This is a genomic window from Paenibacillus sp. FW507-14B1B, assembly GCF_058781425.1.
Genome location: NZ_JBYSWS010000002.1, coordinates 1048258 through 1074703 on the forward strand (window position 1 = coordinate 1048258; position 26446 = coordinate 1074703).

The following is a 26446-nucleotide window of genomic DNA, read 5'->3' on the forward strand; positions in this document are numbered from 1 at the left end:
AAAGGAGTGTAAACGATGAAAAAAATGAGGTTGCTTCAACAAATTCATGATGCAGGTGTTGTTGCCGTGCTTCGTGCTGATTCACCAGAAGAAGTTGTGCGCATGGCTAAGAAGGCAATTGAGGGTGGAATCAAAGTTATGGAGATCACCATGACAGTTCCTTTTGCGACAGAGGCCATCACGGAATTATCCAAAGCTTATTCCTCTACCGATCCTCTTGCAGATAATTACGCTATTATTGGAGCTGGTACCGTTCTTGATCCCGAAACAGCAAGACTTACGATTCTAGCAGGTGCTGAATTTGTTGTATCTCCAGGATTTAATAGAGAAACCATTATGCTCTGTAACCGTTACCGAATTCCTGTTATGCCCGGTGCAGTCACTGTGCATGATATTGTGGCATCACTGGAGCTTGGTGTTGATGTCGTAAAACTATTTCCTGGCAATCTCTATTCTCCATCTGTCATTCCTTCTCTGCGTGGACCATTGCCTCAAGCAAACATTATGCCAACAGGCGGTGTCAGCCTGGATAATCTAGCTGAATGGATACTTGCAGGTGCTTTTGCCGTTGGCATAGGCTCTGACCTAACGAAAGAAGCGGTCAAAACAGGGAATTATCAATTAATTGCTGAGAAGGCAAGCGCTTATGTCCATGCTTTTCAAGATGCGAAACGTCAATCCATTATCCAGCATGTATAGCATGCTGCTTAACCTACAGAAGGCCGCTCAAGGATAATCCCTGGCGGCCCTCTTCTGTTTATACGTATTAATTAAAGTATGCTACTCTTCTTCACTTCTTCCTAGCCCAACGCCGCTGTGTGCACATGCCTGTGGTGAACCCGCCAGATACAATGGTAAATATGGATAAAATAAAGGTTTCACCTGATAGTAATAAACCACCAACTCCGATAATAACTGCATCCATTAATAGAATAATGACACCCACATTCAAAGGAATTCGCCTCGAGAGAAAGTGTGCAAGCAAATCGGTCCCACCCGTGCTTGTCTCAAACCGAAGCATGATTCCGAGCCCCGCCCCGATGAGTAGTCCTCCGACTGAAGCGCTGGGAATAGCTCCGATCGAAACATTTTGCTGAAAAAATGATTGTAAGGGCGATAACAGATCAATGACAAACGATGAAATAAGCATTCCGGTCAAACTGTTATAGAAAATCTCTCGGTTTAACAGCCATGCGGCCATGAACATTGGGATGCTGCACAATATAATAACAAAACCAATATGTACATCCAACAAATAATTGGTAATCAGCGCAATGCCAATTACACCCCCATCGAGTATCTTGTGTGGTACAAGGAAGAAGTTTGTCCCTGCGGCGATCAGAAAACTTCCAAGAACAATAACGATATACTTGATTAAGGTCTGCATATAGAACAGCTCCAAACATAGGAATGTTTATTCATATGCTTGTCAGAAGAAAAGTTATACTCCATGTTAGATATTTTTTTCTAAAAAATAACAAATATTTACCATCAGTAGTATCTACCACTCTGCAAAGTTATATCGTTTGTATCAAGAGGCCATTACACTATATACTGGTAACTAGGAAACTCTCACAGTATAGAAGAGGTGAACTATTCATGGATCAAATGAAAGAGGCGTATGAGAAGCTTGGACTTCCAGAAACAGCAACCTCAGAAGAGCTGGATGACCGATACACCCTGCTCATGCGCCAGACCCGTTCAGAGCAACGGCGGAATCCGGATAAGTCAGATGAAGTAGAAGAACGTTTTGCGGAAGTTACGAAAGCTTACAATTTTATTTTGGAAGAGGAGAAACGCAAATCCCTGGAGGAATTGAGCCGTCAAAAATACGGTAAATTTAAAGGTATGGCCGGCGCAGCGGAGAAGACAGAACATTTTTTCCGCTACTATAGATACCATGTTCTGGGTGGACTTGCCCTCATCGGCATTATCATCTATATCATCATTAGTATTTTCGATCATCGGGCAGAGCAAGAACGCCTTGCTAAGCTACCACCTGTAGATTTATCGGTCATGTTCTTAGGTAGTTATATCACCCCGGATGGAAGTCAAAATTACAAGCCAATTGAAGATGCGATTTTGGCACAGTTCCCAGATTGGAAACGAGTTGAGATCAATGTAACTTACGTTCCAGAAATTGATTCCGGCAATCCGAACGATGCCGCTCTTCTTCAGAAAGCTATGCTCGTACTTGCCACCGAACGACCGGACTTATATATTATGGATCAGGGCGCATTTGACTGGGTTGGTAACCAAGGGATGATACGAAGCCTTGAGCCTGAACTCGAGGGGGAGCTGAAGTCACTAGTTACTCCCGATATGCTGAAGAAGACCAAACAAGATGAAGAACCTACAGAACAAGTATATGCCGTGAATATTATAGACAGTCCGCTTTCAGAAGAGCTTCCTATAGCGAAAAAGGACATGTTCGCAGGTGTCCGTGCAGGATCAGAGAAAGAAGCTAACGCGTTAGCATTTATCAAACACTACTTGGAAGCTTCCAAAACAAATAAATAACGAAATTAATGTCAAAAGCTCCTTTCTTGAGGGAAGAATGTATACCCTCTGAAGGAGCTTTTCAATTCCGTCGTTTCCAGCCTTTGAAATCAGGCTTAACCTTGCTATAATAAAAGGAATTTGATTGAGTTAAAGGGAGATGTTCATGTCTGGAAAAATAAAAATATTCGCTGACAGCACTTGTGACTTACCGTCCACGTGGATTGAAAAACACGACATTGGCATCGTACCATTATATGTTGTTTTTGGGGAAGATTCACTTCGTGATGGAATTGATATCACACCTATCGAGTTGTACGCTAAAGTCGAAGAAACGGGAAGTCTTCCAAAGACTGCTGCTCCGTCGCCTTCTGATTTTATCGCTGCATTTACACCATCGATTGAACAGGGTGACGATATACTATATATCAGCCTTTCTTCTGAGCTGTCCTCTACATATCAAAATGCCTTGATTGCTGCTGATGAGATGCCGCCAGGGCGCGTCACCGTAGTTGATTCGAGGAATCTCTCCTGCGGTATTGGACTCCTTGTTATGAAAGCAGTCCATGCGGCTAATGAGGGTTCTTCCATTCCACAAATCGTAGATTTGCTGAACAAATATACAGGCCAAGTTGAATCCGAATTTGTTATTGATACGCTTGATTATTTATACAAAGGTGGGCGCTGTTCCGGGATGCAGAACCTGATCGGTAGCTTACTCAAAATCAGGCCTGTCATTAAAGTTGTGAACGGTAGCATGACACCTGCTTATAAGGTTCGTGGAAAGAAAGAAAAAGCACTTGATCAAATGTTAAGTAATGCACTCGACAAGGTCAAGGATATGGATAATGATCTCATTATTGTTGTACATGCTATGGCTGAATCGGAGGCACGCTTCCTTCAAAAGGCGCTTCAAGAAAAGACGGGAGCAAAAGAAGTCGGTCTTTCTACTGCTGGCTGTGTTATAAGCAGCCACTGTGGGCCGCATACCGTTGGACTCATGTATACCAAGAAACCGAATGCATAGCATTGAACAATAGGTTTTCTATAATGAACGGCCATTCTGTCTTAGCAAAAGCTAGCAGAATGGCCGTTCATTGTTTTATTCATCACACTCATCTTGTACAGTCTGAATGGGTAAGAGAAATCTAAATACTGAGCCTGATCCTTCTACACTATCCACAAAAATGGAACTGCCCATAAGTTCAACAAGCTGTTTACAAATGGCAAGCCCTAAGCCTGTACCACCGTATTTTCGGTTAATTACAGGGTGCAGCTGGGAAAATGATAAGAATAATTCATCCAGCTTATCTGCTGGAATTCCTATTCCTGTATCTGCTATGGAAAACTCAAGTGAGAAATTTTTGTCCGAATCGTTTGATCCAACGGGTGTAATCGTTACAGTGACTTGTCCCTGTTCGGTGAATTTCAATGCATTCCCTATGAGATTCACAAGGATCTGCTTAACTCGAATCGGATCGGCTATGATCAGATTTGGAACTCCCTCCTCAACAACTGCTCTGAAGTGCAATCCTTTTTCAGAGGCTTGTCCCATGAATAATTCCATCACCTCGTTTACCAATTCTCGAAGATCAAACATCGCAGGTTTTAATACCATCTTCCCCGCCTCCATCTTACTGAAGTCGAGAATATCATTCAGGATAGACAGAAGAGATTCCGAACTTGACCTAAGAATGTCTACATAACTTCGCTGTTCCTCATTCAAGTCACTATCGAGCAGCAAATCCGTCATCCCAATCATTCCATTCATTGGAGTACGGATTTCATGGCTCATCATACTCAGAAATTGAGACTTAACCTGAGCCGTTCGCTCAGCCAATTCTTTTGCCCTCATAATCTCACGCTCGGTTGTAATATCATTAAAAACGACAACAGCTCCTTTAATTTCCCCTTGATCCATGATCGGATTCGTATGGTATGAAACTAAGAAACTGGATCCATCCTTTCTCCAGAACACATCTTCATTTACGACACGGCTTCTACCATCGCGAATCGTCTGATAGATGGGACAATTCGACATCTCATGATGTGAGCCGTCAGCTTGGGTATGATGAATGCAATCATGACTGTTCAAGCCCGTAAATTCATCTTTGTCATAACCGAGCATTTCCGCTCCTGCAGGATTGATAAATATGGACTTCCCCTCTCGGTCCAGCCCATAAATCCCTTCCGAAACCGAATTTAAGATCAAGCTATGCTGACTGCTCAACTTCTTAATTTGTTCAATATATAATTTTTCGTCCGTTATATCTCGTGCAATTCCATACACACCTACAATCTGCCCTTTTATGATAATAGGAACATTCGTAATATGAACACGACGTTCTTCCCCGTCCTTACGCAGTACACTGCTCTCAAAGTATTGAAGCAGCCCTTGCTTGGCAAGTTCAAAGTGCTTCATCGTATTCCCTAACTCTTCAGGCATAAGTTTCTCATGAAAAGACCCTGTTAACAGCTCTTGCTTGGTATATCCTGTTAATACTGTCAATTGATCATTTACAGACAGATAGTTACCTTCAAGATCCAGGGAATATACACTTGAGGGGTTATATTTAAAGAGGGACTTATAACGCTGTTCGCTTTCCTCTAGTTTATTTCTAGCTATAATTTGTTCTGTAATGTCTTGAGCAATCCCATATATACCTACAATCTCTTCCTCAATCTTGATCGGGACATAGGTAATACGAGCATCCCTTATTTCTCCATTCTTATGTCTGAACTGGATTTCGAAATTCTGTGATGTTCCAGATAACGCCTGGTCCATGTAACTGCTTCGATTTTTAAGACCTTCTTCACAAAACAAAGCATTTTTCGGTAAACTAAATAACTCTTCCTTGTTATAACCTGTAATTCGCTCGGTTGACCGATTAGCGTCCACATACACACCTTGTGTATTCATGATATATATCGCATCTGGATGATTCTCGTATAATGATCGGTATGCGCTTCCTTCCGAAATTAACTTCTCCATGATATGAGTTTGATGGTCGCTCAATACGGCTTCATTCCTTTCTTTGTGAGTCCAAAGAGAATATAACATATTTACTCAACATTAGCGCATGGATTAACTGGAGGATTGCTAAAAAAACAAAAAGAGCGGTGCTAAACCGCTCTTTAAATATAATTATTACTCTTGATCTAGCATTACTTCCCCAGTACTCATAAGTAGACGCTCTACGATCTGTAGAAAATGTCCTACCCGGATAGGTTTTGTTACATATTCCGTAAAACCTGCTTCGAGTCCTCTTTCGATATCTACCTTCTCAGCAAATGAACTTAATGCGATCACCGGAATACGAGAAGTCTTTTCATGCTCCTTCAAACGCTGAAGGGCTTCATATCCGTTCATTCCAGGGAGTTGAATATCCATAATGACGAGATCAACATCTTCATTTAACGCAATTTCCAAGCCCTTCTCCGCATTAACCGCTTCACGAAGGACTACATCATGAAGTCTTTTCACCACATGCTTCATTACGAGCATATTTAAATCGTTATCCTCAATACATAACACTATAGAAGCCAATGGATCAATCCTCCTTAAACACAAAAAAGCCAAAAAAGAAGCGCGAAGGCTCCTTTTTGGCTTATGCCTAGCTCATCCGCATATGAGGATGTCTAGTTCATTACCACCAAATATTAATTTGTATAGGAACATTTAACTCAGGAATGGAAAATATAAGCGACAATCCCTTTATCCCGTTCTAGATCCCAATCAACATAAACATCCGCGAGTTCTTTACCAAACAATTCTCCGATACGATTATCCTGTCCGAATACCCTCTTCTCTAGCTTACGCTTTGTGGTCTTCAGTACATTCTCATATCCAAGCCCGATTAATTCCTTCTCTAGTAGAATCAATAGACCTTCACGAACCACGATTAATGTTCGAGAATTAATCCACCATGAATCAATGCGTTCGGGCTCCTTCTGTACCTTGGCTGTAAGAAGGGCGATTTGTTTGTGAACCTCGGCTTGTCCTTCGTAATAATTGGAAACTTGAATGGCATTTTGAAATAGTCCAACAATGATGCCTGTGGCGTTATGTAAGCCCCAATCATAGAACATCTCATCTACATCCAGTCCTATCTCATTCTTCAAGTAGATTGTCAATTCTGGCAGAAGGGATTTCATTAACAGTTCGCGAGTATAACGGAGTGCCTGTTCTTCTTCCTTACTCAAAAGAAACTTCTCAACAGGTCCGATAAAATTGCGGATGTGCAGTGTAATGCCTCTTTCGCCAATCGATACATACACTGATTCGGGGCCTTTACCAAAACGATCTCGAAGCAGCTTCCCCGTGAAGCTGGATACCTGATTAATCTGAGCTTGCGTAAACAAGATTTCACTTCCTACCGACAGAATCATTACCTTTTGACGAAGAACCATTGTACATTCGATCCATTAGAATAATATAGATCGATACTTATTCTATTATTGTAACCTTTTTTTAATAGAATACAACCTGAATAAAACAAAGGAGAACATAAATTGTATAAATGTGTATTCCCATAGTCCTTATAGAGCCTTGCTGCAGAATCACAATCAAGTATTTTCTTCCAAAAAGCGAGGCCCTTAATCGGACCTCGCTTAAGAGAAAGCTGTATACATTACATCTCCTCGCTCACTAATCCTCAGAACAAACTCCTCTGCACTCTTCCCTGCCACAATGACTATGGATAATCTTTACACCGTCGGTCGGCAAAGTATCGATCAACTCGTCACAGCCAGAGCATATGATCAGCCCCATATCCTTGCTTTTGTCCACATTACCCGCCATCATGCTTGTTAGCGTTTTCATGTTATTCCTCCTCAGGGTTAGGTGCTTTTGAATACCATAGACAACCGACTTACAGGGGCTTCCTTTCAGCGTATTATGCAGCCAATTTTTAGGCCCTGTTCTTCTTAGTGTATTGTCAAAAAAATAAACTTATGAACAAATGATTTAACTTAAAAAAATTGTGTTAATATAGCAAATTATAGGACAATTAATTCACAAAAAAGATGGAGGGTACTGCTTGAACAATTTGTTACAGCTTATTAAAAAAGGTAATACCTCGTCAGGAATTGCTGCTTTAGGTAATACAGGGCTTGCCATCATTAAAGGGGTGGCTGCTTCACTCAGTGGTAGCGGTACTATGTTTGCCTCTGCCATGCACTCCGTGGCCGATGCTGTCAATCAAGCTTTTGTATTCATCGGAAGTGTTCTTGCCGAGAAGAAGCCAACCAAGAAATTCCCCTCCGGATTCGGCCGAGTCATTAACCTTGTCTGTATGGTGGCCGTTATTGTCGTCACCGTCATGGCCTATGAAACAATCTTGAAGGGCTTCAAGCTTCTAAAGCACCCTGAAGAATCAACCAACTTCTGGCTTAACTTTGTTGTATTGATGATCGCCATCCTCATCGATGGGTCAATACTCATGAAAGCCATGAAAGAAATTCTAAAAGAAACACGGGTGAAAGCCCATGGACTTGGGATGATTCCAGCGGCTTTTAAGAATGCAGGCCGGGCCGCTCCGCCTACCCGACTCGTGTTTTACGAAGACATTGTAGCTACATTAGGTGCCTTGTTTGCGCTAGTTGCTATCATTTTTGCTCATTTCCTTGACTTCACTCTTCTCGATGGAATTGCTACGATTCTTATCGGACTCCTCATGATTGGTGTAGCTTTTAAGGTAGGTTACGATAACATGGTAGGTCTAATTGGAGTTGCTGCTCCGAAAGATGTGGAAGAGAAAATATCTCAGACCCTCTTATCGGATCCTGATGTACGCGATATCAATCGTCTGCGGATTTTACAAGAGGGCAGAACCTATCATGTGGAAGCATACATTGAACTACGCACCGGAATGACCTTAGCAGAAGCAGGCCTAACTAAGGCTAGAATAAATACCCTGCTAATGAAAGATCCAGATATCGCCGATGTCGTTCTAGGTATTCTCGAAGATGATGGAGTTAAGCTATGGAATCCAAATTATGATATAGAGTCATAATGACGAATTTTATAGATAACAATAAACGGCAGGTTCAGAGGAAAGCTCTGACCTGCCGTTTTCATTTCTTGTTTTATATCAGAATTTAAGTTCATGTGCTATTTACAGCGGTTAAGAAACTCTACCATACGGGCATAGGCAACTTTCTCATTGGCTTTTTTCGTAATGCCGTGACCTTCATCCTCGAACACCAAATACTCCACATCGCGTCCTTTTGCACGCAAGGCTTCAACGATCTGATCCGATTCTTCCTTCACAACACGGGGATCATTCGCCCCCTGAATAATGAGCATCGGGTTAACCATGTTATCCAGATACGTAATCGGTGAATCCTTAATAAATCGTTCACGGTCCCGCTCGGGGTCCCCAAGCCAGCGCTCCATGATCGGCTTCCAGTGCTCAGGTACCGAATTATAAAATGTAAATAGATTGCTGACACCAACAATATCAATAGCCGCAAGGAAGTACTCAGGATTACGCCCTGCGAGCAGGAGCGTCATATACCCACCATAACTGCCACCCATAACAAACAATTTCTCACGGCTTGATATCCCCTGCTCGAATAACCAATCCATCCCAGCCAAACAATCCTTACGCGGACCCTCGCCCCAGTCTTGCTCAACTAACTTCACGAAAGAACTGCCATAACCGGTGCTACCACGGAAGTTCGGACAGAAGATGTTATAGCCCTGCGCAATAATATATTGAAACATGGCACGAAATTGCTTGCGTTCAGCCGCTTGAGGTCCGCCGTGTGGCCAGAATACTGTATAGCCATTCGCTAGGTCCTCTTTGGCACGAAATAGAAGTGCTTCAATCTCCATACCATCAAACGATGGATATGTAATAACGTCCGGAGATACAAGGTCATCCTCAGACAACCCTGTCATGACGTTTCGGGTTAGCATACTCCATGTCCCATCTTGATAGCGGTAGATATTATGCGGCTTTACTGCTCCGCGGGCTAGAACATACAGATTACCCGATTTTGCTACCGTTAGTTGCTCTACAATATCGGATGGAAGCGGAATCGACATAAGCTCTTCACTATCAAGTGAATATCGATAAAGCTTATCCTCAACCCCCTTTTCGGTCACTACGTAAACTGTACGCGATTCTTTATGATATCGCATCAGACTGATACTCTCTTGTTCAATATGACGCAGTGGCTTGAATGCTTGATTAGGTATGTCGTATTGCGCAATATACGTGAACTCCGAATCAAAGTTAGTCGCGAACAACAGCGTATCGTTGTCGAGAAAAATAACATCACCGGCAATATGAACTTGTTCCGGAGAAGGAGTCAGGCATTGATCTTCCATACCTTCGCGTCGTACAAAACTTAAGAAATATGTATTAGCATATACTTTTGTATACACCAAACTGTCCTCATCTGGACTCACTGCAGCCAATTCGGTTGTCGTATCCTTCCCTTCAATCAAAAGCTTATCCTGCTTCGACTCTAGGTCATACACATGTGAATTCATAAAGGAAGGATTATTCTTGGAGGTGCTGTAGTACAGACGCTTTCCATCTTCGGATAGTTGTACAAAATAATGCTTATCCTCTGAAGAAGCAGATTCAAATAAGGGCATTGGGTCTCCACCATTCCAACGCAGTGCATGGAATTGATAGTTCTCATTACCATCATGGTCAAATGCCGTTAAAATATGTCTTCCTTCTGGATCCAGCTTAATAAAGCTGCTGATCTGGTCGTTATAGGTAAGTGGATATGGAAATGATGTTTCCTTGTTCAAATCCATTGCCCATAAGTTAAACTTACCATTCAAGTTGCTGCTGAAGACCAACCGTGACTCATCCATATCCACCCCAAAGGAACGAATAATGTACGTTTGAAAAAATTGCTCCACATCCGGCTTAGGAAATTGAATCATTGCATTGCCTCCCCTATCCAAAACATATGATTTTACAGGTAAATAGACTCTCCCCCTGCATAAATCTAATTATATCGTATTCGATTGGTAAATAAATCAAACCAGGGGTGTATGCCACCTCATTCTTTTGTCGTACCTAGAACATAAATAAAGCAGGCTGCCCATGCGTTCTCCCTGGGGCAGCCTGCTTTATTTTATCGGTTTATTTTGTAACGGATCTATCTGATTTCAACATCTCTATAATAAAACCAATCAGGGCACCTACGATCGCGGGAATTACCCACCCTATCCCCTTCTCATACAGTGGAATATACTTAAACCACGTTGTTATGAAGTCGATCGATATATTGGCCTCCTTCAATCCATCAAAGATACTGATGAGCACGGTGGCAATCATGGCCCCAGCATAAACATAAGGAGACACATGGAATAAGCGATCTAAGAATGAAAGGAGTATAAGCACGATAGATACTGGATAAATCACGAGCAGGACTGGTACCGAGATGGAAATGATCTGATTTAGTCCCAGATTAGAAACTAACAGTCCAAGCACACATATGATAAACGCAACCCAATTGTAGCTAGCCCTACTTATAAGTGTTGAGAAATATTGACCACAAGCAGCTACGAGACCGATACAAGTCGTAAGACAAGCAAGTGTTACGATAAATGCAATCAGAATGAGACCGTATTTACCGAATAACGCTTGTACAACAACGGTGAGCAGTTGACCGCCATTCTCTGCATACCCGAAAGATTCAACGCTCGTTACTCCGATGTATCCCAGAGCAGCGTATACCAATGAAAGACCGATCGCAGCTACGATCGCAGCTTGAATTGCTGCCTTAGCAATGAGCTTGTTGTCCTCCACACCCTTCATCCGTATTGCATTAATCACAACCACACCGAAGGCAAGTGCAGCAATCGTATCCAGCGTTAAATATCCCTCCATAAACCCTTTGAAGAAGGGGGATTCAACATACTCTTGAACTGCAGGTTGTGCAGATCCTTGAGGATTCACCATGGCTGCAACAAACAATCCCGCTACCCCCAACAGAAGCAGAGGTGTCAGCACGTTACCAATCCGGTCCACAAGCTTAGACGGATTCAAACTAGCCCAAAATACTACACCAAAAAATACCAGTGTATACGCGAACAGCACCCAGCCGCTCGATTTCAATGATTCAGGAACAAATGTCTGCGCACCCATCTCAAACGCCACATTTGCTACTCTAGGAATAGCCATCGAGGGACCTATCAGAATATACACCACGATTGTAAATACAATTCCGAATTTAGGATGTATTCGTCCAGCTAGCTCTTGCATATTCCGACCTGAAAGTGCAATCGCAACGATCGTCAGTAACGGCAACCCAACACCTGTCATAATAAATCCTAGAATAGCTGGCCAAAATTGCTCTCCTGCTTGTTGACCTAATATCGGCGGAAAAATTAGATTGCCTGCTCCGAAGAACAACGAAAACAGCATTAGCCCTATGAAGAAAATATGGGTCTTGGATATGGTTTTCATTAAGAACCTCCTGAAAATCTCTCTTAGCTGTCATTTAATAAAAAAAACGTCCCACGAAGGGACGGATTATACTACACATGATCACCCAATACCGACTTAAAAAGATCGGTGTGAATCGTTCACCTGCATTCATCCATTTTAATTATTGCTTCAAGCATTTTCTCATGATGTTATCAGTATTGTCAAGTTACTAGCCCATCTCATAAAATCCATTTTAAGGATATTTATGAGATGATTAGCAACAATCTAACATGGGTGTATATAACGGGAGTGGAAACCAACCTAAAGGAATGTTTTCAGGTTCATTCCCCGTAGAAAATGCAGTATAAGAACTAAGCGGCGAGAACAGCAGGGCAGTTGCTTCTCTTGCAGATAATACAGCATCCGGTTGGATCACACCATTTGCATCGTCAACACGCTGTACGCTCACTTCCCCATTCCTCACTTGAATATCAATAGTTTCAGCATTCTCGATCTTTAACACGTACCTTCCATCCTGTATTCTTCTCTCAGAAACCTTACATTTCATAAAGGCTTCAATGACCGGAGTATAGAGGAATACATTGTAATTATGTTGATAAGTAGTCCTATAGGTGTCACACACGCTACCCAGCAAGGTAATTTTGTCCTTGTCATACGCAGGGAGCGAGAAGTGTAGCTCTGTCAGACGTTTAACAGACATCAATGACTTACAAACAGCAGGCAACAAATCTGGATCGACAAGCATAATCTCTAAGATCGAGCCGTTCTCCTGGGATAGACTAAGATAACCTGCAAATTGCCCTCCCTGAGTAATAACGTATGGATGGGTGTTCCATGTATGCAGTATATCCACGAATTGTTCTTTGTTTCTTGCCCCACTAACTAACCCTTTTTCATATAAGTTAAAGGCATCTCCAAGGAAAGCTGAATCTTTCAATAATTCTTCAAATCGGATATTATCCGCATTCAATCCCTTAAACTTATGCCGAACGTTATCACTAGTTAGTGTGAAATCCATCTTTATCCCCGCGGGCTCATAACCGAAATATTCATATCGCTGTCTTTGTCCACCCAGCACACTGAAGTGATAGCCTTCAGATTTCATCTCATCTAACGCGAATTGGAGCAACTTCTGCATATATCCTTTTCCTCTTGCCCGCGGATGGACCGACACCGTCCCTACACAACCAACCTTGAGCACGGTACCCGCCACATGAAAGTGGAGTGGTAATACACAGAGCATCGCACGAATTCTACCATCTTCTTTTACTAAATAGTGAAATTCTTGAGTTCTCTTCCCTTCACCATATAACTTTGGAATCATTTGTGCAAAATCATGTGGTGCTGTGGCTGTACTGAATATGTAATCTGCAAAATCTACAATATCCTGGGCGTCTTCTAATGAACCTTTACAGTAATTCTCCATGTATCTTCCTCCAAATATGTGTGATTTAAGGGACAGAATGCATGCCTCAAGCATATCCAATCCATAGGATTGACTTGATAGCGCTTGCATATATTCACTACAAATATATCATATACCGCATTCCAAGATGTGACAGGTTCAGATGATCGTCTATTCTATGGATCCAGTACTTACGTTAAAAAGGTTGTATGCGAAAAGTTATTTATTCATATCAGAAGCATATGATTTATGATATTGTTGAATTGGTTTAATTTGCCTCACCCTCTGTTCACTATACTTCGTACGAACTAGACCTCTTATAATAAGTATTTCACTAACTGGAGGAATTACTTTTGAACACTGTGCTCATTCTGGTCTCCATCATCCTGTTTACTGGACAAACGTTATCGATGAAGCTGATCCGATCTAACCTATTCAGAGAACGGCTGTTGATCTATTCGGGTTTCACTTTAATAGCTGCTATTGGCTTACTACTATTCAGTCTATTTCAGCCAGAGGTACGCGAGATTCATCCTATAACCCTCATGTTCGGCATTTTATTTGGTCTTGGATTTATGCTGACCATTATATTTTATAATCTTGCGATCAGTACCGGTCCCCTTTCGTATACTGCTTTTTACTTTGCCGCTAGCATGCTCATTCCCACATCTATAGGATTCATTGCCTTTAATGAATTACTGACGGTTGCTGCTATCATTGCAGTCTTTTTATTCCTTGCTGCATTCTACTTCATAAATGTAAATCCAAATTCGAAGAAGAAGAAGAACACCAAGAAAAGTGATCGTTGGTTGCTGTATTGCCTTCTAACATTTTTATTTAACGGTTTACTTGGAGTTATTCAAAAGTTCCATCAATATCAATTGGAGGGAACTCAAGCCACGGGGCTAATGCTTGTTGGTTTTTGTTCTGCATTTGTATTTTATTGGATTGCCTACAGTATTCAGTACGTTAGAGACAAGAAAAGTGCACAACTGACGCTCTTACAAGAAAGCACTACACTGTGGCATAATATCCTCCCTATGGTGCTCCTTGCATCCACATCACTCATTGGGAATATTATCATGACATTTCTCTCCGGCGTCGTACCTAGCTTCTATCTGTACCCTCTTGTTCAGGGCAGCGTGATCGTCTCAATCACCCTCTGCTCCATGCTGTTATTCCGTGAGAAGCTCACCACGTACGGCAAATTAGGCATTACACTTGGTGTAATCGCTATTGTTGTCATAAATTTTTAAGACAGATTATAAGAAACCCTTGGAAGGCAGCAAATGCTCCCCTCCAAGGGTTTCTTTCATCACACAATTATGTCTCGCTCTGACCAACCAGAAGCTCAAGATTTCGAATCAGCTCTTCCAGTTCTTTGAAACTAGCCACAATTTCATTTACCATCGCTTTCTGTTCTTCCATACTTGCCAGAATCTCTTCTGAAGCAGCACTGGATTGTTGTGAAACAGCAGAGATAGACTCTACTTCGCCTATGATTCCACCAGAAGATCTCTTAATCATTGCAGCTTGTACATCCAGACGGTCGGCATGACTTGCTACCTGACCTGCAATGTCATTCAACTGCTGAAATACTTCCCTGGATACTGCGGCCGCATTCCGGCTCTGATCAATCGCTACCTGCCCTTGTTCTACCTGCTCTGTTAAGGAGGAAGTCATTCCAATAACTTTATCAAGAACAGCGGCAATCTCTTCAGCTGAGCGACTAGAATGTTCCGCCAATTTCCGAACCTCTCCCGATACTACCGCGAAGCCCTTCCCATGTTCACCCGCTCTTGCTGCCTCAATAGCTGCATTTAACGCAAGAAGATTGGTCTGTTTCGCAATATCCTGAATCGTTGTTAGGATCATGCCAATTTCTCTGCTCTGATCGTTAAGCTCGTTCATTGACCGCACGATATGATGAACAATATCACTAACCTCATTTACTCCGGTAAAAAGCTCCTCTATCTGTCTATTCCCGTGTACAACTGCTTCGACCGTTTCATCTGAGAGATGTTTCATTTGCTCAGAGCTGCCCGCAACACTAGTAATCTCCTTGTCAGCACCATTCAGGATACCAGAAATTTCACCTACACTAACGGCTTGATGCTCAATCCCCTTGTTTACTTCTGCAAAACCTACAGCAATCTCTGAAGTAATACTCCCCGTATGCTTGACGTTCTCTTGCAACTTCACATTAAATGAACTCAGCGTATATATGGATTGCTTCAATTGAACAAATAAATGTTCAACTTGCTCTTTGGCATCATAGACTTCTCGTGTATTCCGGTAGGTCTCATGAATAAGGCGCTGAAATAAAAAAGAGATCATCAGAAGAATACTGAGGTTGATTAAGAATTCGGTGTTACTGCCGCTAGAAATCACTTCTTTGGTCGCTTCATTCGGGTATAATGAAAACCAATTAATAATACCAAGTGACAGGATTCCGTATACAAGAAGGGGCTTATATGAAGGATAAATGGTTAAGACCGCTGTAAAAGCGATCATCATGGTAAGTGAAGGCTGTACAGCAGTAAGCGAAAACATCAGTACGGCCATTAACACGGCAATCAGATACGGAAAATAAGAAGAAAGCCAGCGTTTCCTATGAATAAAATCAATGAGTCCTACTACCAACGCACAACTCGCACCTAATATCAGGGTAACTATAAAATCGTACGAAAAAGTAGACAACACAACAATTACCGCAGCTAGTACCCAAAAAAACCGAACAATTAACGTACTCCGGCTTACCATTAATTGCTCAAAGTAACTTTGTTCCTTATGATCTTTTGACATATTCAACTCTCCTTTAGACGTTCCACCTATACCATTTATCGTCAAATAATGTCGTAATTTAAGCTTTTTAATTTTTTTATTGTTAATCAGTCATAAAAAAACCTTGAGTCGCTGTAATAGCACTCAAGGTTTCTTCACGTCTTATAAGTTCACTTTGTATAACATAACGGATTGCGTTCTTACTTTTATTTGTACATATGTTCCAAATGGAAAAGGATTACCCAGCAATTCGAGGGATATTAGACTTGTACCAAACCTAATATCATAACATCCCTCATCAAATGAGGATTCTAGCTGCCCTGTCAAAATGGTAAACTCTCGCTCATTCTTAATCGAGTGTTCTGCAGTTTCTGATGGAGTAACATCCATATCCCATATCAGTACATTAGGAATTTCTATTTCAACCTCATATTGACTGCCAACGATTGGCGCTTCACCTTCAAAATAAGCACTCGCCGTTCCCTGTTCGGATTGGAATGTGACCATACAGCGATCTTTCAGCCGTAATCCTACACTCGTTATTGTGATGTTCATTATTAATGTCTCCCTTACATTAATAACAGTGCCAACGCACCGTCCATTTTGCACTTTAGTAAATCCATTTTGTCACGCTTCCTAAAGCTTTGTCAAAGCGCCCTATTTCCGCATATCGTCACGAAAATCCCATATATATGATAAGAATCATCTTTTTCAACTACAAGGGGGGATTTCTCGTGCATCAAGACGAGATTGCGGAACTGGAACGATCCATCTCAGAAATAACGGAGATCGCTACTGGCTTTGGCCTTGATTTTTACCCCATGAGATATGAAATTTGCCCGGCAGATATCATATACACTTTCGGGGCTTACGGCATGCCTACTCGCTTCAGCCACTGGAGCTTTGGAAAAGCAAAATACAATATAAATGAAAACAGTTTAAGCCCGTAACAACGGGCTTTTATTCTTTTATCCTTGATCCCCAATCAATAATCAAAAAATCTTGACCGCGCCCCTTCACATTGCTTCTTTCGACATAATATTGTTTTCGGCCACTTTCATTGCTTACCGTTATCATGCATGGATATTGATAATCTTCATTAGTGAATGACAAGTAATTACGTAACGACTTTTTATCTAATAAAATACTCTCGATAACATACTCTTCTCTCGTCATGTTGAACATGCCACCTTCCAGTTGATGTGATATAACCGCCTGAGTTATCGTCAGTGAGATTTTATTCATGAACGAACTATGTGTTATACTTTACCAGTAATAATTTCAACACCTCGCTCTTTTTGAAATGAAAGGGGCAAACAGGCGTGCACTACAAGTTAGGGGACTGCCTGTTGCTTTCTTTGATCAATCGTAAAGGTTGGACTCAAGCCGAGTTTGCTAGACGCATAGGTGTGACGAGACAGTACGTCAATGATCTGATCTTAGGCAAAACGAAAATGTCATATGAATTCGCCATTAACGCAGCCTACATTTTAGACTGTTCCACCGATGATCTATACGAACTTGAAGTTGTAAGCAACAGGAAAGAGTAGAATTTATCTACTCGCCCCTGCTTGTTTTGTCAACCTATAGACTGACAATGTACATAATATTACAAACTTGGGATTCACACTTACGCTATTCAATTTGATTAATTCGATGAACAGGCAAGTCATTCCTTCATAGGTGTGCAAATATTTACATGGTAAAATATTACTATTCATTTCTTTAAACGCTCTAACATCTGAGCTACACTTGCATTAACAACTCTAAACGGTCTCCCCGTAACCGCATACGTCCCTACTCCAACAATCCATACATAAGGGAATATCTTTTTATCTGCTGGCTGCCATGATTCCTTTTCCCATTCACCGCTCAAATGGTACTGCTCATAGCGATTCATTTTATCCTGCATGACCTTATCACTGAACTGGCTACGTTGTATCTCTACGAACCACGGCACCCCTTTCCAAATGACGAATGCGTCTGGTTCCGGTCTACCCTTACCACCTAACTTCGGTTCAACGCTAAATATCCTTGGTTCCTCGATCTTCTTAAGCTGCTTATAAAAATCTACGATGGCAAGAAAGTGTCCTAACTTTGCGCTGTCTTTCTTGATCCCCGGCACAGGAAAGTAAATATACTTCCTGCGATCTGTAGAGCATGTGATAACCTCATCTCTTCTCAATCGTTTAAGGACCATGTTCGCTTGATTAATTGGATTCTTAACATTCGAAAAGTGAAGCTCCGCTACATCATCACGGGTCATGCAGCGGAAGCGTTCCAAGTCGGATACAATCGCTTTATCCCTTTCGTTCAAGTTACAACACCCCTATCTCTATGGTGTCTTCTTCCTCGGCTTTTACAGGCTCTTTCTTAGGCATTGTCGGCTCCTCTGCGATCTTGTATGGCTCCAATAGCGTCTTTGCCTTGGGTAAGTCTAAGTACGGTCCCTGAACAGTTTTAAGGCCATCCAGTTTGAGGATCAACCGACCTTTTTGGCTCTGTTGGATATCTGCGGCTTCACCACTACCTATTGTGATCCGACTGTTGATTTCATCCGCATGTCTAAACGCCATTCTAACTGTTAGGTTCTGCTTCAACTTACCATCAAGCACATCCGCATCTGGACGCAAACAGGAAAGAATTAAGAACACTCCTAGCGCTCGACCGATTGAGGATATCTCCTCGATGCCTTCCATAATCGCTTTTTCTTTTTTAAGAAGCGCAAATTCATCGATAGCTAAAACAATGTAAGGAGGTCGAACCTTCCCTTTAAGATCATCAATGTGTGCGACCTCGTGAGTATCCAACAGATCGCCACGTTTCTTCATTTCACGTCTCAGCATCATAACGATTTGTTGAACTCCTGGAGCTTCCATAACCACTTCCTTAGCAACGCCCTTGAATAGATGAAACTCTGAACGCTTAAGGTCGGCACAATACAGCTCCATACGATCACTAGCCGTCCGAATCAGTGTTGTCAGGATTGAGCGCAATGCAACGGACTTACCTCCACCCGTTTCTCCTGCTACCAGTAGATGTGGATGTTCGGTCATGTCATATACTTCGATCCCTGTACGACTCTGACCAACATAGATAGGGAGACGCAAACCTGTAACAGCCTTTTGGACAACTTCTGGATCGTACTCAAACCGTTGAACATCCTGATTGTAAATATTAAGGGTAAACGTCTTGGACGTGCCTGACAGCTCGATGTTGTCCCCAAACGTCTGTTCAAAGAGCCATTCCCGTTTTCTAACCTCTTTAGGGTCCAACCCATTAGGCAGGATAAACACCACTTGGATGCAATCATGATAAACCGTCACTCTGCTCACCTGCGGATAAACAATTATCTCCTTACCCTTTCGAACCTTCCGCTTAAAGCAAATATCACCCGAGATAAAGAGCTTTCGCATCTTGGCCCGATACACTGATTCAGCGCTTGACCTATAAACCGACCACGCCCCACCAAGGCAGCCGCAAGCCGCCGCTAATTTCAAAACCGTAAGTCCCCCTACTCCGCTCATTATCATTCGCTTCGCCTCTTTTCGCTATCGCTCAAAACAAATTCATTTTTCCGCTATATATCAACCTTTTCGCTCGTACTACATTGGTAGTGAAACTGCTGTACTTACCAAGGTATCTGCAGAAGTATCTACCGCAGTATCAAACATGCACTCCAAAGGTATGGGCAACCTTTCTTAAGCACTCCCACCAGGCGTCAAAAGCAATGTAAGCACACCCTACATAAGCACCGATTTTGATGTACATTACCTTTCCACCGTGACCCATTTGTTCAAGTGCATTGCTACTAAAATGAGATACCACTCCGATACCCAGCACCTCAAAGATTGGAGTCAGTTCGACCATAATAGATCCCTCCCCGTTTCAAATCACTCATCATCATGTCTTGCTGGACAAGTCGTTTTAGGTATCCTGATTTGTTCGGTCTTTGACCAATGTACTTGAATAGCTGCAGCTGATCAGGGTCTAAAACGTTAAACGCCACCTGCACAATGCGGATATCCTTCGCCATAAACACTCCACCTTTTCCCCTTGATGCCGTATCTAGTTACATATCTATGTCGTAAGGCTTGCTCAAGTTGCTTCAACCATTGAATAAATTTTTAATAGATTGTCCACCCTGTTTTAATAGGGAGGCGGTAATTGTATGTATGGATTAGGAAAGAGCAGATCTCCATTGGGAGTGTTTCTTGATAAAAACAAACTCACACAAAGCTGGCTTGCTAATGAAGCTAAACTGAGCAGGAACGTGATTTGGAGATTGTGCGATGGTCAAAGAGATAACGATAAGGTTCCGGTTAAATCAAAATCAATGGTGATTTCAGCGCTAAGGAAAAACGGTTTTGATGTGATTGCCACTGACTTTTGGACATAACAAATAAACCTGCCCCAAAGACAGGTTTTCATCATTACTTATTTTCTTTGGAATATGCTTTCAACACCGCTGCCAGATCAGATGTGTACTTGGTTAGTTGCAAGCTTATTTCTGCACGCATTACATCACGAGTCATGCCAAACTGATCCTCGTACCCACGACAGTAATACCGGTGATAAATGATGAAGTCAGACTGTTCTTCGTCAAACACCTTTATATTTCTCTTTGTCAGCTCACGGCGCAAGTTAATCTTATCCTGAGTGATTTGGTTTAGAATCTTTTGGCTGGCTAGGATATATAAACGCTTAAGAATATTGGTGGAGTACTGTGCTTCATCGATGCTTTTCTGCACCATTTTTTCCATATGCGGCAATAAGATATAGTCACGGATCATAGTAAGTTCATCAGGTGTAATTATCTTTTTATCAGGATGCATTGATTTCACCCACTGGTTTCATTGCCAATATATTCTCTTCATTAAATATTCGGAGTTCACCAGACTTCAGACAGTTCGCTTTCACACGTCCGTTTCTAACCCCTAATACCTCAATTCGGCGCTGTGTAATATTCCCCTTACGATCTAAATAGATAATCTCAACAATCCGTCCTATATACTTTTTCATCATGATCGCCTCCATAATAGGAACAATTGTTCTCATTATAGACAGATATTATTCATTGAGCAAGCGATTTTTGCATAAATAGTTATTTGTCGTAGTAAAATTTTCCTACCTTTGATAAAATTATTTGAAAACCAAATATAGGGGGTCTTGTTTTTGAAGAAACCATTGTTCAAAAAGTGGTGGTTTTGGGTGGTCATTATATTAGTTATTGGTGGTATTGGGAATATGATCGATCCTGTTGAGAAAAAGGAAGATGTTCCTGTCGCTGCTCCTGAAGTGAAACCTAAAGAAGAACCGAAAAAAGAAGAGCCAAAAAAAGAAGATTCCGATAAAGAAGCAAAGAAAGAGAAAAGCGTGAAAGAGATCGCTGAATCTGCAGCCGGCAAGAAGTTTAAAAAGATCGAATTGATCAACTTTAATGAAGATAACGGTTTTCTACTCATTAGAGCCGAGGGAAAAGAAAATCTAACAACTAGCTTTACGGTGAAAGGCTTCAAGCTGTCTATTATTGATACGTTAAAAACCATTCGAGATAATCAAGAAATTAAAACAGCTGCCTTCAATATTACTTATCCATTAGTTGATAAATACGGAAACTCCACAAATCAGAATGTCCTAAAAGTTGAATTTTCAAGGGATACAATGGACAAAATCAATTATGATAATTTCGATATAGATAATATGGAGTCTGTGGCTGATTCTTACTGGGAACACCCAGCCATTAAGGAGTAGTATGGATATGCGCGAAGAAATCAAACTCGCTATACAAAAGGGGCAACAGTTAACAATCCGATTGTATGACGGAGAAGTATTACAAGGCAAACCGGAAAGTTGCACTGATCGAGTGAAGATAAGGAATGAGGATGGTGCAGTGTGGGTGCTTTTAGAGGATATAAAGCATGTGAGTAGATTAATACAGTTAGAACGCAAAAAGGACCCTGCCAGCACTTAGCCGGTAGGGTCTTTGTGTTACTTTTGGGAAAGGGTATTTATAACTCGACTCAGTACAATCGCCATCTCTTCACGTGTGATCGGAGCGCCTGGACGGGTGCCATCAAAGTATTTTTTATCAGTCATGTCTTTCCATACAGCTTCGGCCCATGGACTGACTTTGTTAATATCGCGTTCCTTGTTACCCAATTTTTCTTCCTCCTTAGCTTTAAGTCCCAAATACTTAGCAATCCCCTTAACATGACCATGGATCAAGGCGTTAATAACTTCTGTTCGTTTCAATCGTCCAGCGTCATCTACCACATCAATAAACAGGTTCTCGGTAAGGACCGCCGGCATTTTACTCTCCCGGACCATATGCAAGTTCGCTGATTTCTGTCCTCGGTCGATAACCACAAATGGTTTCAGTGCTAACATAATCTCAGTGTGAAGGACGTTCTGTAACGCCACCGATGCTGTGATTGCAGTGGTATAGCGGAATGATTCAAAACCACCCGAACCACCGCCAGCATTACAGTGTACAGATACCAGTAGGTCCGCATTCTCCTTGTTAGCTGCATTTGTGCGTTCAGAGAGCTCTAGGAATACATCCGTGGACCGTGAGAGCTGCACTTGAATATCTTCATACTCAGATTCCAATCGTTTCTTGATACCCAAGGACACTGCCAAAGCAATATCCTTTTCTTTTAGCCCGTTTCCAACTGCGCCCGGATCTTTACCGCCATGCCCTGCATCAATCCATACTTTTTTCATTAGTCGTCACCTCCGGAAGTCCTGCCAAACTTGTCAATAAACTTGTGATAGTCGCCAACAGGACTGTTCCACCTACCACATACCAATCCACCTCATTAAATACTACTGTCGCACCAATTACACCGATGGCTGTTTGTGCTGCTGTCTTAATTGCGCGAATACCTGCCGCTTTCATCCATTTGTTCATTACAATCACCCTTTCATATCATCTAATCGTTTATGTGCCTGTTTTGCCGATTCTTCAACCCTTGTAAGACGCTCTGAAAAATCATCCATACGCCTACCAAGTTCACGGATGTCAACGCGGATATCCGAGATCCCGTTTTTGATGTACGAGACATCCGTATGCAACGAAGCATCAGCCGTGGCTTCCTGCGCAACCTCATCTTTAAACGCCTTTGTTCGTCCCATCCACCCCAGCAACATGCCACTAATAGCAGCTATTAAAGCAATCATGGCAGTAACGTCCACCCTTCTCCCCCCTGTATCTCTAAAATAAAAAGCCCCCGGACCACTCCCGAGGGTTAACGTGTTATTTCCGCTTTAATGTTAGATAATTCTTGTTTGACCTTACTTATCAATGTTGGCCGATTGTTTCCAAAGGTAAGCTCCACTACTGTTTTACCAGGTTCATATATTTCCTTCACCTCAGTGATACGAGCATTTAATGTGACACCCCATTCTTTATTTTGAAGCGTGACTATATCTCCTAAATCGTAATCCTTCTCATAGGTCAGTCTGGACTTTGTAAGAGCCTGTCCTTCAAGGTATATCTCTTGATCGTACTCCATTAAGTGTTGTTGCCCTCTAGCTATTAGATCAGCGTTAATCTCTGCATCAGGTCGCTGTACTGGGGGATCTTGATCATCCGTTTCTGATACGTCCCGAGCATCTACAAATAGCTCATAACGGTCATATCCAGCAGAGGCTCCGACTTCTACAATACGCCGATCAATATCCTCACCTTGACCACCTACAACAGCAGCATTACGGTAATTTAATTCTGATTCGGTAAAGGTCATTTTACCAAGCGTGTTAAACTCTGGACTGAAAATAGCTGGCGGTAAAATGGATTGATCAGCAGTTAGATTTCTACCTTCGGATACCTTAAATACGAACTGCTCACTGAATGTATCAATATCAACATTCCATCCTAAACCGCTTATTGTACTGATTTCTGTTAACTCGTCAGCAAGATTTTTATACCGAGAATTCCAAATAACCTGCGATCCACGACCAAGATTAGAAGCAAGCACAACTTTATTCATCTTACGTTTTGAATTCATCGGATTAATGACGTTGTTATTGACATAATGCATCATCACTGTTTCGGCGTTCCCTTGTTTGTTGTCGTATCCAGTGGTGGAAGGTGGATAGGTTATACGCTGACCCATCCATGATTTTAAAGGTAACGCCTGTATAATCCAGTTCTCTGTTGCTTTGCCGTTCTCGTCTAGTTCTATTTCACGATGTCGAATGATATAAGCTTTGTTGAGTTTGTTATGAGGGAATATGATCCGTCCTCGGTGCAATTCATTTGCGTGCTTCAAATAACGGTTAATCCGCAATTCAATAGAACCGATTCCATGCCAAGAACGGGTTAGCTGTAATGAAGAATATTGTTTGACCTCACCTATTAGGTTGAAGTCTCTTGTCATAATACGTATTGGTAAGGTCATACCAACCATCCTTATAGGTCGAATTTGTAGCGGTGAAATAGGCCCTTACGGACCACTCTTAAGTAGCATAAAAAAACACGCCCTCATAGGAAAGCGTGTCTGTTAGATACCTTCTGTATTTTCTAGGATATAATCCTCTACTGCTTTTCGGTAATCTGGATTTGTGATGTCATCCAACACATATACTTGACCAGTTTTAGGGTTTAAACCACCGTTTTTGATTCTTTCTGCCGCAATACGTACAACCACTGGATTTACCATTATAAAATACCTCCTGTATTGGCATCAGCCATTAGTAATAGTTGATCTTCTAATTCTTTAATACGTTGTTGATCAGGTGTTAATGGTACTTCAATCGATTCTAACACTGGTTGTTTTGTGATAGGATCGATACTTGCGATTCGATGTGTATTATAATTAATATCTCCGTAATTCAAATCAACAAAGTTAAGTTCAATTATTTCTTTTCTAGGCAGTACGGACCCTTCTCTTTCACCAGAAATGCAAATCACATCCCCATCTTGGTCATATATAACCCTTGCCCCTATTTCCATATTGAATACCCTCCTCCTATACATAGGTTCTAACCACAAGCAATCCATCTATAAGTTACTGTGTTGTTAGATAATCCAGACAATTCAAAACCGTCTGAAAATATCTGCCACGAAGCACCTCCTGAACTTGACCCCTGTGAATAAAAACGATCATTGATAGATGAGTTGCCTCCCTCATAAAAAACAGCTCTACCGTACACGTCATTTTCTACCAGTATAAAAGAAGGTCTGAACGTTAATCCTCTCGCAGTTACTTTTGTATCTGAAGTGCTCGTGCTATCTGTTCCCGTGGCTCTTTTCTCCACTGGATAAGTTGCAGTTACCTTCCCTAGACCGTTGTGATACCCTTCAAGAATAGTAACACTGTTGCCTTGTGCGGTAATAGAGTGTGTAGTGCCTCCCCTGTTCACCATGCTACCTACTATTTCTCCTGTGTCTGTTGTTGCTGTTTCAGGATATAGTATTTGCGCAGCTTTCGCGGTTCCACCACCTCCTTCACCCTGTAAGATAAAAGAATTTTTGCTCAGGCTATATCGAGCGGTATATATAGAGTCTTTTTTTATATTATTCTTAGCCGCTCCAGATTCTTTGATTAAAGGCACTACTCCTAATTGGTTAACTTTTACCGATACTGCCGCATCACTATTCAACGTTGCTGAGAATGATATGGCTAGACCATCTGTATACGATGTTACCTCCGAAGAAGATAATTCCAAATTATTTTTATTACCCCCAGCCGCGCCTAACCATTTAACGTGGTCATTATTTTTAATGTGATTTGCGAAATCAGCTTGGGTAGCAAACCCTTCATCGTTTATTCCTGCGATGAACTCGTCCCATTGTCTTTGAAATTGTTCCGTGGGGATGGAAATTAGCGAATAGACTAATCCACATAAACTCTCATTTAATCGTTCATCGACCAAATCAGACTGTTGTAACTGCGATGTATTAGCTCTTACAAGGATTTGAGCAAGTGACAACTCGTAGATGAAGTTATCACGCTGAAGGGCTGGAGCAACTGGCGAAGAGGACGGTGTCCCTTCTTTTACAGCCAAATTAATATCCCTTGTTGCATTGCGTAGATCATGGCGAAGGACAATTCGATCTATACGATTTAAAGAAGCTTCTGGAATACTATGAGTCAATGTTAGATCCGACGTATTCTTGTACAATTTCCCAAGCATAATCGCTTTACCTGGACTTACGACTGTAGTTAGCGTACCAGGGGATACTCTCACCGACATACCCGGAATCTCATCAGTATGAAGTAATCCTGTCGATAATACGCTCCCGAAATATTCGGCGAAATCAGATGCTTCATATACCCTTGGGTCACCCGGAGCTGAGTTAAAAAATAACGACCTTTCCATAAATACA

Annotated in this window: 33 protein-coding genes and 1 pseudogene; 10 read left to right on the forward strand and 24 right to left on the reverse strand. The window is 41.7% G+C overall.

What is annotated here, in order from left to right; translation table 11 throughout:
• Positions 1-15 precede the first annotated feature (15 nt).
• Positions 16-699: a bifunctional 2-keto-4-hydroxyglutarate aldolase/2-keto-3-deoxy-6-phosphogluconate aldolase gene (locus tag AC3WJJ_RS13270; RefSeq protein ID WP_492541228.1), complete on the forward strand. Its 684-nt coding sequence runs from the start codon at positions 16-18 to the stop codon at positions 697-699.
• A 91-nt stretch (positions 700-790) separates the two neighbouring features.
• Here AC3WJJ_RS13270 and AC3WJJ_RS13275 read toward each other — a convergent pair whose 3' ends face one another.
• Complete coding sequence (locus AC3WJJ_RS13275) at positions 791-1387, reverse strand: YitT family protein (protein WP_492541231.1); 597 nt, start codon at positions 1385-1387, stop codon at positions 791-793.
• 212 nt (positions 1388-1599) lie between these two features.
• Here AC3WJJ_RS13275 and AC3WJJ_RS13280 point away from each other — a divergent pair, with 212 nt between their 5' ends.
• Both AC3WJJ_RS13280 and AC3WJJ_RS13285 read left to right on the forward strand, forming a co-directional pair.
• Positions 1600-2520, forward strand: coding sequence for a DnaJ domain-containing protein (locus AC3WJJ_RS13280; RefSeq protein WP_492541233.1), 921 nt, complete (start codon positions 1600-1602; stop codon positions 2518-2520).
• Between the two features lie 145 nt (positions 2521-2665).
• Positions 2666-3526 carry a DegV family protein gene (locus AC3WJJ_RS13285; protein WP_492541234.1) on the forward strand — a complete coding sequence of 287 codons (861 nt, stop codon included), beginning with the start codon at positions 2666-2668 and terminating at the stop codon, positions 3524-3526.
• Between the two features lie 75 nt (positions 3527-3601).
• Here AC3WJJ_RS13285 and AC3WJJ_RS13290 read toward each other — a convergent pair whose 3' ends face one another.
• From AC3WJJ_RS13290 to AC3WJJ_RS13305, 4 genes are all read right to left on the reverse strand, one after another.
• The gene (locus tag AC3WJJ_RS13290) at positions 3602-5491 is read right to left on the reverse strand and encodes a PAS domain S-box protein (RefSeq protein WP_492541236.1); all 1890 of its coding nucleotides are present in this window, start codon (positions 5489-5491) and stop codon (positions 3602-3604) included.
• Positions 5492-5647: 156 nt separating this feature from the next.
• Positions 5648-6046: a response regulator gene (locus AC3WJJ_RS13295; RefSeq protein WP_492541238.1), complete on the reverse strand. Its 399-nt coding sequence runs from the start codon at positions 6044-6046 to the stop codon at positions 5648-5650.
• 137 nt (positions 6047-6183) lie between these two features.
• Positions 6184-6888 carry a Na-translocating system protein MpsC family protein gene (locus AC3WJJ_RS13300; RefSeq protein WP_492541240.1) on the reverse strand — a complete coding sequence of 235 codons (705 nt, stop codon included), beginning with the start codon at positions 6886-6888 and terminating at the stop codon, positions 6184-6186.
• A 259-nt stretch (positions 6889-7147) separates the two neighbouring features.
• Positions 7148-7321 (reverse strand): GapA-binding peptide SR1P, encoded by a 174-nt coding sequence (locus tag AC3WJJ_RS13305; RefSeq protein ID WP_492541241.1) that lies wholly within the window; start codon positions 7319-7321, stop codon positions 7148-7150.
• Between the two features lie 217 nt (positions 7322-7538).
• Here AC3WJJ_RS13305 and AC3WJJ_RS13310 point away from each other — a divergent pair, with 217 nt between their 5' ends.
• Positions 7539-8513 (forward strand): cation diffusion facilitator family transporter, encoded by a 975-nt coding sequence (locus AC3WJJ_RS13310; RefSeq protein ID WP_492541243.1) that lies wholly within the window; start codon positions 7539-7541, stop codon positions 8511-8513.
• Between the two features lie 98 nt (positions 8514-8611).
• Here AC3WJJ_RS13310 and AC3WJJ_RS13315 read toward each other — a convergent pair whose 3' ends face one another.
• The 3 genes from AC3WJJ_RS13315 to AC3WJJ_RS13325 all read right to left on the reverse strand — a co-directional run bounded on the left by AC3WJJ_RS13315 (position 8612) and on the right by AC3WJJ_RS13325 (position 13347).
• Positions 8612-10408 (reverse strand): S9 family peptidase, encoded by a 1797-nt coding sequence (locus AC3WJJ_RS13315; protein ID WP_492541245.1) that lies wholly within the window; start codon positions 10406-10408, stop codon positions 8612-8614.
• A 202-nt stretch (positions 10409-10610) separates the two neighbouring features.
• The gene (gene brnQ / locus AC3WJJ_RS13320) at positions 10611-11939 is read right to left on the reverse strand and encodes a branched-chain amino acid transport system II carrier protein (RefSeq protein WP_492541247.1); all 1329 of its coding nucleotides are present in this window, start codon (positions 11937-11939) and stop codon (positions 10611-10613) included.
• A gap of 235 nt (positions 11940-12174) precedes the next feature.
• Positions 12175-13347, reverse strand: coding sequence for a GNAT family N-acetyltransferase (locus AC3WJJ_RS13325; protein WP_492541249.1), 1173 nt, complete (start codon positions 13345-13347; stop codon positions 12175-12177).
• A 332-nt stretch (positions 13348-13679) separates the two neighbouring features.
• Here AC3WJJ_RS13325 and AC3WJJ_RS13330 point away from each other — a divergent pair, with 332 nt between their 5' ends.
• On the forward strand, positions 13680-14582 hold the full coding sequence (locus AC3WJJ_RS13330) for a hypothetical protein (protein WP_492541251.1): 903 nt from the start codon (positions 13680-13682) through the stop codon (positions 14580-14582).
• 67 nt (positions 14583-14649) lie between these two features.
• Here AC3WJJ_RS13330 and AC3WJJ_RS13335 read toward each other — a convergent pair whose 3' ends face one another.
• Both AC3WJJ_RS13335 and AC3WJJ_RS13340 read right to left on the reverse strand, forming a co-directional pair.
• Positions 14650-16131 (reverse strand): methyl-accepting chemotaxis protein, encoded by a 1482-nt coding sequence (locus AC3WJJ_RS13335; protein WP_492541253.1) that lies wholly within the window; start codon positions 16129-16131, stop codon positions 14650-14652.
• Positions 16132-16272: 141 nt separating this feature from the next.
• The gene (locus AC3WJJ_RS13340; RefSeq protein ID WP_492541255.1) at positions 16273-16665 is read right to left on the reverse strand and encodes a hypothetical protein; all 393 of its coding nucleotides are present in this window, start codon (positions 16663-16665) and stop codon (positions 16273-16275) included.
• A gap of 179 nt (positions 16666-16844) precedes the next feature.
• On the opposite strand from AC3WJJ_RS13340, the pseudogene AC3WJJ_RS13345 reads away from it, so the two are divergent.
• Positions 16845-17021: pseudogene (locus AC3WJJ_RS13345) on the forward strand (SpoVR family protein); the annotation flags it as partial.
• A 49-nt stretch (positions 17022-17070) separates the two neighbouring features.
• Here AC3WJJ_RS13345 and AC3WJJ_RS13350 read toward each other — a convergent pair.
• Positions 17071-17355, reverse strand: coding sequence for a hypothetical protein (locus AC3WJJ_RS13350; protein ID WP_492541257.1), 285 nt, complete (start codon positions 17353-17355; stop codon positions 17071-17073).
• Positions 17356-17432: 77 nt separating this feature from the next.
• On the opposite strand from AC3WJJ_RS13350, the gene AC3WJJ_RS13355 reads away from it, so the two are divergent.
• Positions 17433-17660 (forward strand): helix-turn-helix transcriptional regulator, encoded by a 228-nt coding sequence (locus AC3WJJ_RS13355; protein WP_492541259.1) that lies wholly within the window; start codon positions 17433-17435, stop codon positions 17658-17660.
• A gap of 167 nt (positions 17661-17827) precedes the next feature.
• On the opposite strand, the gene AC3WJJ_RS13360 is transcribed toward AC3WJJ_RS13355, so the two are convergent.
• The 4 genes from AC3WJJ_RS13360 to AC3WJJ_RS13375 all read right to left on the reverse strand — a co-directional run bounded on the left by AC3WJJ_RS13360 (position 17828) and on the right by AC3WJJ_RS13375 (position 20146).
• A complete protein-coding gene (locus tag AC3WJJ_RS13360) occupies positions 17828-18427 on the reverse strand; it encodes a replication-relaxation family protein (protein ID WP_492541261.1) in 600 nt (199 codons plus the stop codon).
• A gap of 1 nt (position 18428) precedes the next feature.
• Positions 18429-19643 (reverse strand): FtsK/SpoIIIE domain-containing protein, encoded by a 1215-nt coding sequence (locus tag AC3WJJ_RS13365; RefSeq protein WP_492541263.1) that lies wholly within the window; start codon positions 19641-19643, stop codon positions 18429-18431.
• Positions 19644-19776: 133 nt separating this feature from the next.
• The gene (locus AC3WJJ_RS13370) at positions 19777-19980 is read right to left on the reverse strand and encodes a hypothetical protein (protein ID WP_492541265.1); all 204 of its coding nucleotides are present in this window, start codon (positions 19978-19980) and stop codon (positions 19777-19779) included.
• On the reverse strand, positions 19955-20146 hold the full coding sequence (locus AC3WJJ_RS13375) for a hypothetical protein (RefSeq protein ID WP_492541267.1): 192 nt from the start codon (positions 20144-20146) through the stop codon (positions 19955-19957). Before AC3WJJ_RS13375 ends, AC3WJJ_RS13370 begins: the two co-directional genes overlap by 26 nt.
• A 135-nt stretch (positions 20147-20281) precedes the next feature.
• On the opposite strand from AC3WJJ_RS13375, the gene AC3WJJ_RS13380 reads away from it, so the two are divergent.
• Positions 20282-20509 (forward strand): transcriptional regulator, encoded by a 228-nt coding sequence (locus AC3WJJ_RS13380; RefSeq protein ID WP_492541268.1) that lies wholly within the window; start codon positions 20282-20284, stop codon positions 20507-20509.
• Positions 20510-20543: 34 nt separating this feature from the next.
• Here the strand turns inward: AC3WJJ_RS13380 and AC3WJJ_RS13385 are convergent, their stop codons facing one another.
• Together AC3WJJ_RS13385 and AC3WJJ_RS13390 are read right to left on the reverse strand one after the other, a co-directional pair.
• Entirely contained in the window at positions 20544-20945 is a 402-nt protein-coding gene (locus tag AC3WJJ_RS13385) for a YhjD family protein (RefSeq protein ID WP_492541270.1), read from the reverse strand.
• Entirely contained in the window at positions 20935-21132 is a 198-nt protein-coding gene (locus AC3WJJ_RS13390; RefSeq protein WP_492541272.1) for a hypothetical protein, read from the reverse strand. Before AC3WJJ_RS13390 ends, AC3WJJ_RS13385 begins: the two co-directional genes overlap by 11 nt.
• Positions 21133-21285: 153 nt before the next feature.
• Here AC3WJJ_RS13390 and AC3WJJ_RS13395 point away from each other — a divergent pair, with 153 nt between their 5' ends.
• Both AC3WJJ_RS13395 and AC3WJJ_RS13400 read left to right on the forward strand, forming a co-directional pair.
• A complete protein-coding gene (locus AC3WJJ_RS13395) occupies positions 21286-21864 on the forward strand; it encodes a hypothetical protein (protein ID WP_492541274.1) in 579 nt (192 codons plus the stop codon).
• A gap of 7 nt (positions 21865-21871) precedes the next feature.
• Positions 21872-22084, forward strand: coding sequence for a hypothetical protein (locus AC3WJJ_RS13400; protein ID WP_492541276.1), 213 nt, complete (start codon positions 21872-21874; stop codon positions 22082-22084).
• 17 nt (positions 22085-22101) lie between these two features.
• Here the strand turns inward: AC3WJJ_RS13400 and AC3WJJ_RS13405 are convergent, their stop codons facing one another.
• From AC3WJJ_RS13405 to AC3WJJ_RS13435, 7 genes are all read right to left on the reverse strand, one after another.
• Positions 22102-22836, reverse strand: coding sequence for an N-acetylmuramoyl-L-alanine amidase (locus tag AC3WJJ_RS13405; protein ID WP_492541278.1), 735 nt, complete (start codon positions 22834-22836; stop codon positions 22102-22104).
• On the reverse strand, positions 22817-23023 hold the full coding sequence (locus tag AC3WJJ_RS13410; RefSeq protein WP_492541280.1) for a holin: 207 nt from the start codon (positions 23021-23023) through the stop codon (positions 22817-22819). Before AC3WJJ_RS13410 ends, AC3WJJ_RS13405 begins: the two co-directional genes overlap by 20 nt.
• A gap of 5 nt (positions 23024-23028) precedes the next feature.
• Entirely contained in the window at positions 23029-23307 is a 279-nt protein-coding gene (locus AC3WJJ_RS13415) for a hypothetical protein (RefSeq protein WP_492541282.1), read from the reverse strand.
• 53 nt (positions 23308-23360) lie between these two features.
• A complete protein-coding gene (locus tag AC3WJJ_RS13420) occupies positions 23361-24515 on the reverse strand; it encodes a siphovirus ReqiPepy6 Gp37-like family protein (RefSeq protein ID WP_492541284.1) in 1155 nt (384 codons plus the stop codon).
• 102 nt (positions 24516-24617) lie between these two features.
• Positions 24618-24776 carry a hypothetical protein gene (locus AC3WJJ_RS13425; RefSeq protein WP_492541286.1) on the reverse strand — a complete coding sequence of 53 codons (159 nt, stop codon included), beginning with the start codon at positions 24774-24776 and terminating at the stop codon, positions 24618-24620.
• Complete coding sequence (locus tag AC3WJJ_RS13430) at positions 24776-25069, reverse strand: hypothetical protein (RefSeq protein WP_492541288.1); 294 nt, start codon at positions 25067-25069, stop codon at positions 24776-24778. The genes AC3WJJ_RS13425 and AC3WJJ_RS13430 overlap by 1 nt, the downstream gene beginning before the upstream one ends.
• A 29-nt stretch (positions 25070-25098) precedes the next feature.
• The gene (locus AC3WJJ_RS13435; RefSeq protein ID WP_492541290.1) at positions 25099-26439 is read right to left on the reverse strand and encodes a hypothetical protein; all 1341 of its coding nucleotides are present in this window, start codon (positions 26437-26439) and stop codon (positions 25099-25101) included.
• Positions 26440-26446 lie beyond the last annotated feature (7 nt).

What these genes read in the sequence shown, in the direction of transcription:
- AC3WJJ_RS13370 (WP_492541265.1), bottom strand. Translation starts at nt 19,980, where the DNA reads ATGGTCGAACTGACTCCAATCTTTGAGGTGCTGGGTATCGGAGTGGTA.
- AC3WJJ_RS13385 (WP_492541270.1), bottom strand. Translation starts at nt 20,945, where the DNA reads ATGCATCCTGATAAAAAGATAATTACACCTGATGAACTTACTATGATC.
- AC3WJJ_RS13435 (WP_492541290.1), bottom strand. Translation starts at nt 26,439, where the DNA reads ATGGAAAGGTCGTTATTTTTTAACTCAGCTCCGGGTGACCCAAGGGTA.
- AC3WJJ_RS13315 (WP_492541245.1), bottom strand. Translation starts at nt 10,408, where the DNA reads ATGATTCAATTTCCTAAGCCGGATGTGGAGCAATTTTTTCAAACGTAC.
- AC3WJJ_RS13270 (WP_492541228.1), top strand. Translation starts at nt 16, where the DNA reads ATGAAAAAAATGAGGTTGCTTCAACAAATTCATGATGCAGGTGTTGTT.
- AC3WJJ_RS13325 (WP_492541249.1), bottom strand. Translation starts at nt 13,347, where the DNA reads ATGGAGAATTACTGTAAAGGTTCATTAGAAGACGCCCAGGATATTGTA.
- AC3WJJ_RS13290 (WP_492541236.1), bottom strand. Translation starts at nt 5,491, where the DNA reads ATGGAGAAGTTAATTTCGGAAGGAAGCGCATACCGATCATTATACGAG.
- AC3WJJ_RS13375 (WP_492541267.1), bottom strand. Translation starts at nt 20,146, where the DNA reads ATGGCGAAGGATATCCGCATTGTGCAGGTGGCGTTTAACGTTTTAGAC.
- AC3WJJ_RS13430 (WP_492541288.1), bottom strand. Translation starts at nt 25,069, where the DNA reads ATGGAAATAGGGGCAAGGGTTATATATGACCAAGATGGGGATGTGATT.
- AC3WJJ_RS13410 (WP_492541280.1), bottom strand. Translation starts at nt 23,023, where the DNA reads ATGAACAAATGGATGAAAGCGGCAGGTATTCGCGCAATTAAGACAGCA.
- AC3WJJ_RS13305 (WP_492541241.1), bottom strand. Translation starts at nt 7,321, where the DNA reads ATGAAAACGCTAACAAGCATGATGGCGGGTAATGTGGACAAAAGCAAG.
- AC3WJJ_RS13340 (WP_492541255.1), bottom strand. Translation starts at nt 16,665, where the DNA reads ATGAACATCACAATAACGAGTGTAGGATTACGGCTGAAAGATCGCTGT.
- AC3WJJ_RS13390 (WP_492541272.1), bottom strand. Translation starts at nt 21,132, where the DNA reads ATGAAAAAGTATATAGGACGGATTGTTGAGATTATCTATTTAGATCGT.
- AC3WJJ_RS13420 (WP_492541284.1), bottom strand. Translation starts at nt 24,515, where the DNA reads ATGACCTTACCAATACGTATTATGACAAGAGACTTCAACCTAATAGGT.
- AC3WJJ_RS13300 (WP_492541240.1), bottom strand. Translation starts at nt 6,888, where the DNA reads ATGATTCTGTCGGTAGGAAGTGAAATCTTGTTTACGCAAGCTCAGATT.
- AC3WJJ_RS13400 (WP_492541276.1), top strand. Translation starts at nt 21,872, where the DNA reads ATGCGCGAAGAAATCAAACTCGCTATACAAAAGGGGCAACAGTTAACA.
- AC3WJJ_RS13405 (WP_492541278.1), bottom strand. Translation starts at nt 22,836, where the DNA reads ATGAAAAAAGTATGGATTGATGCAGGGCATGGCGGTAAAGATCCGGGC.
- AC3WJJ_RS13285 (WP_492541234.1), top strand. Translation starts at nt 2,666, where the DNA reads ATGTCTGGAAAAATAAAAATATTCGCTGACAGCACTTGTGACTTACCG.
- brnQ (WP_492541247.1), bottom strand. Translation starts at nt 11,939, where the DNA reads ATGAAAACCATATCCAAGACCCATATTTTCTTCATAGGGCTAATGCTG.
- AC3WJJ_RS13335 (WP_492541253.1), bottom strand. Translation starts at nt 16,131, where the DNA reads ATGTCAAAAGATCATAAGGAACAAAGTTACTTTGAGCAATTAATGGTA.
- AC3WJJ_RS13350 (WP_492541257.1), bottom strand. Translation starts at nt 17,355, where the DNA reads ATGAATAAAATCTCACTGACGATAACTCAGGCGGTTATATCACATCAA.
- AC3WJJ_RS13425 (WP_492541286.1), bottom strand. Translation starts at nt 24,776, where the DNA reads ATGGTAAATCCAGTGGTTGTACGTATTGCGGCAGAAAGAATCAAAAAC.
- AC3WJJ_RS13280 (WP_492541233.1), top strand. Translation starts at nt 1,600, where the DNA reads ATGGATCAAATGAAAGAGGCGTATGAGAAGCTTGGACTTCCAGAAACA.
- AC3WJJ_RS13275 (WP_492541231.1), bottom strand. Translation starts at nt 1,387, where the DNA reads ATGCAGACCTTAATCAAGTATATCGTTATTGTTCTTGGAAGTTTTCTG.
- AC3WJJ_RS13365 (WP_492541263.1), bottom strand. Translation starts at nt 19,643, where the DNA reads ATGATAATGAGCGGAGTAGGGGGACTTACGGTTTTGAAATTAGCGGCG.
- AC3WJJ_RS13380 (WP_492541268.1), top strand. Translation starts at nt 20,282, where the DNA reads ATGTATGGATTAGGAAAGAGCAGATCTCCATTGGGAGTGTTTCTTGAT.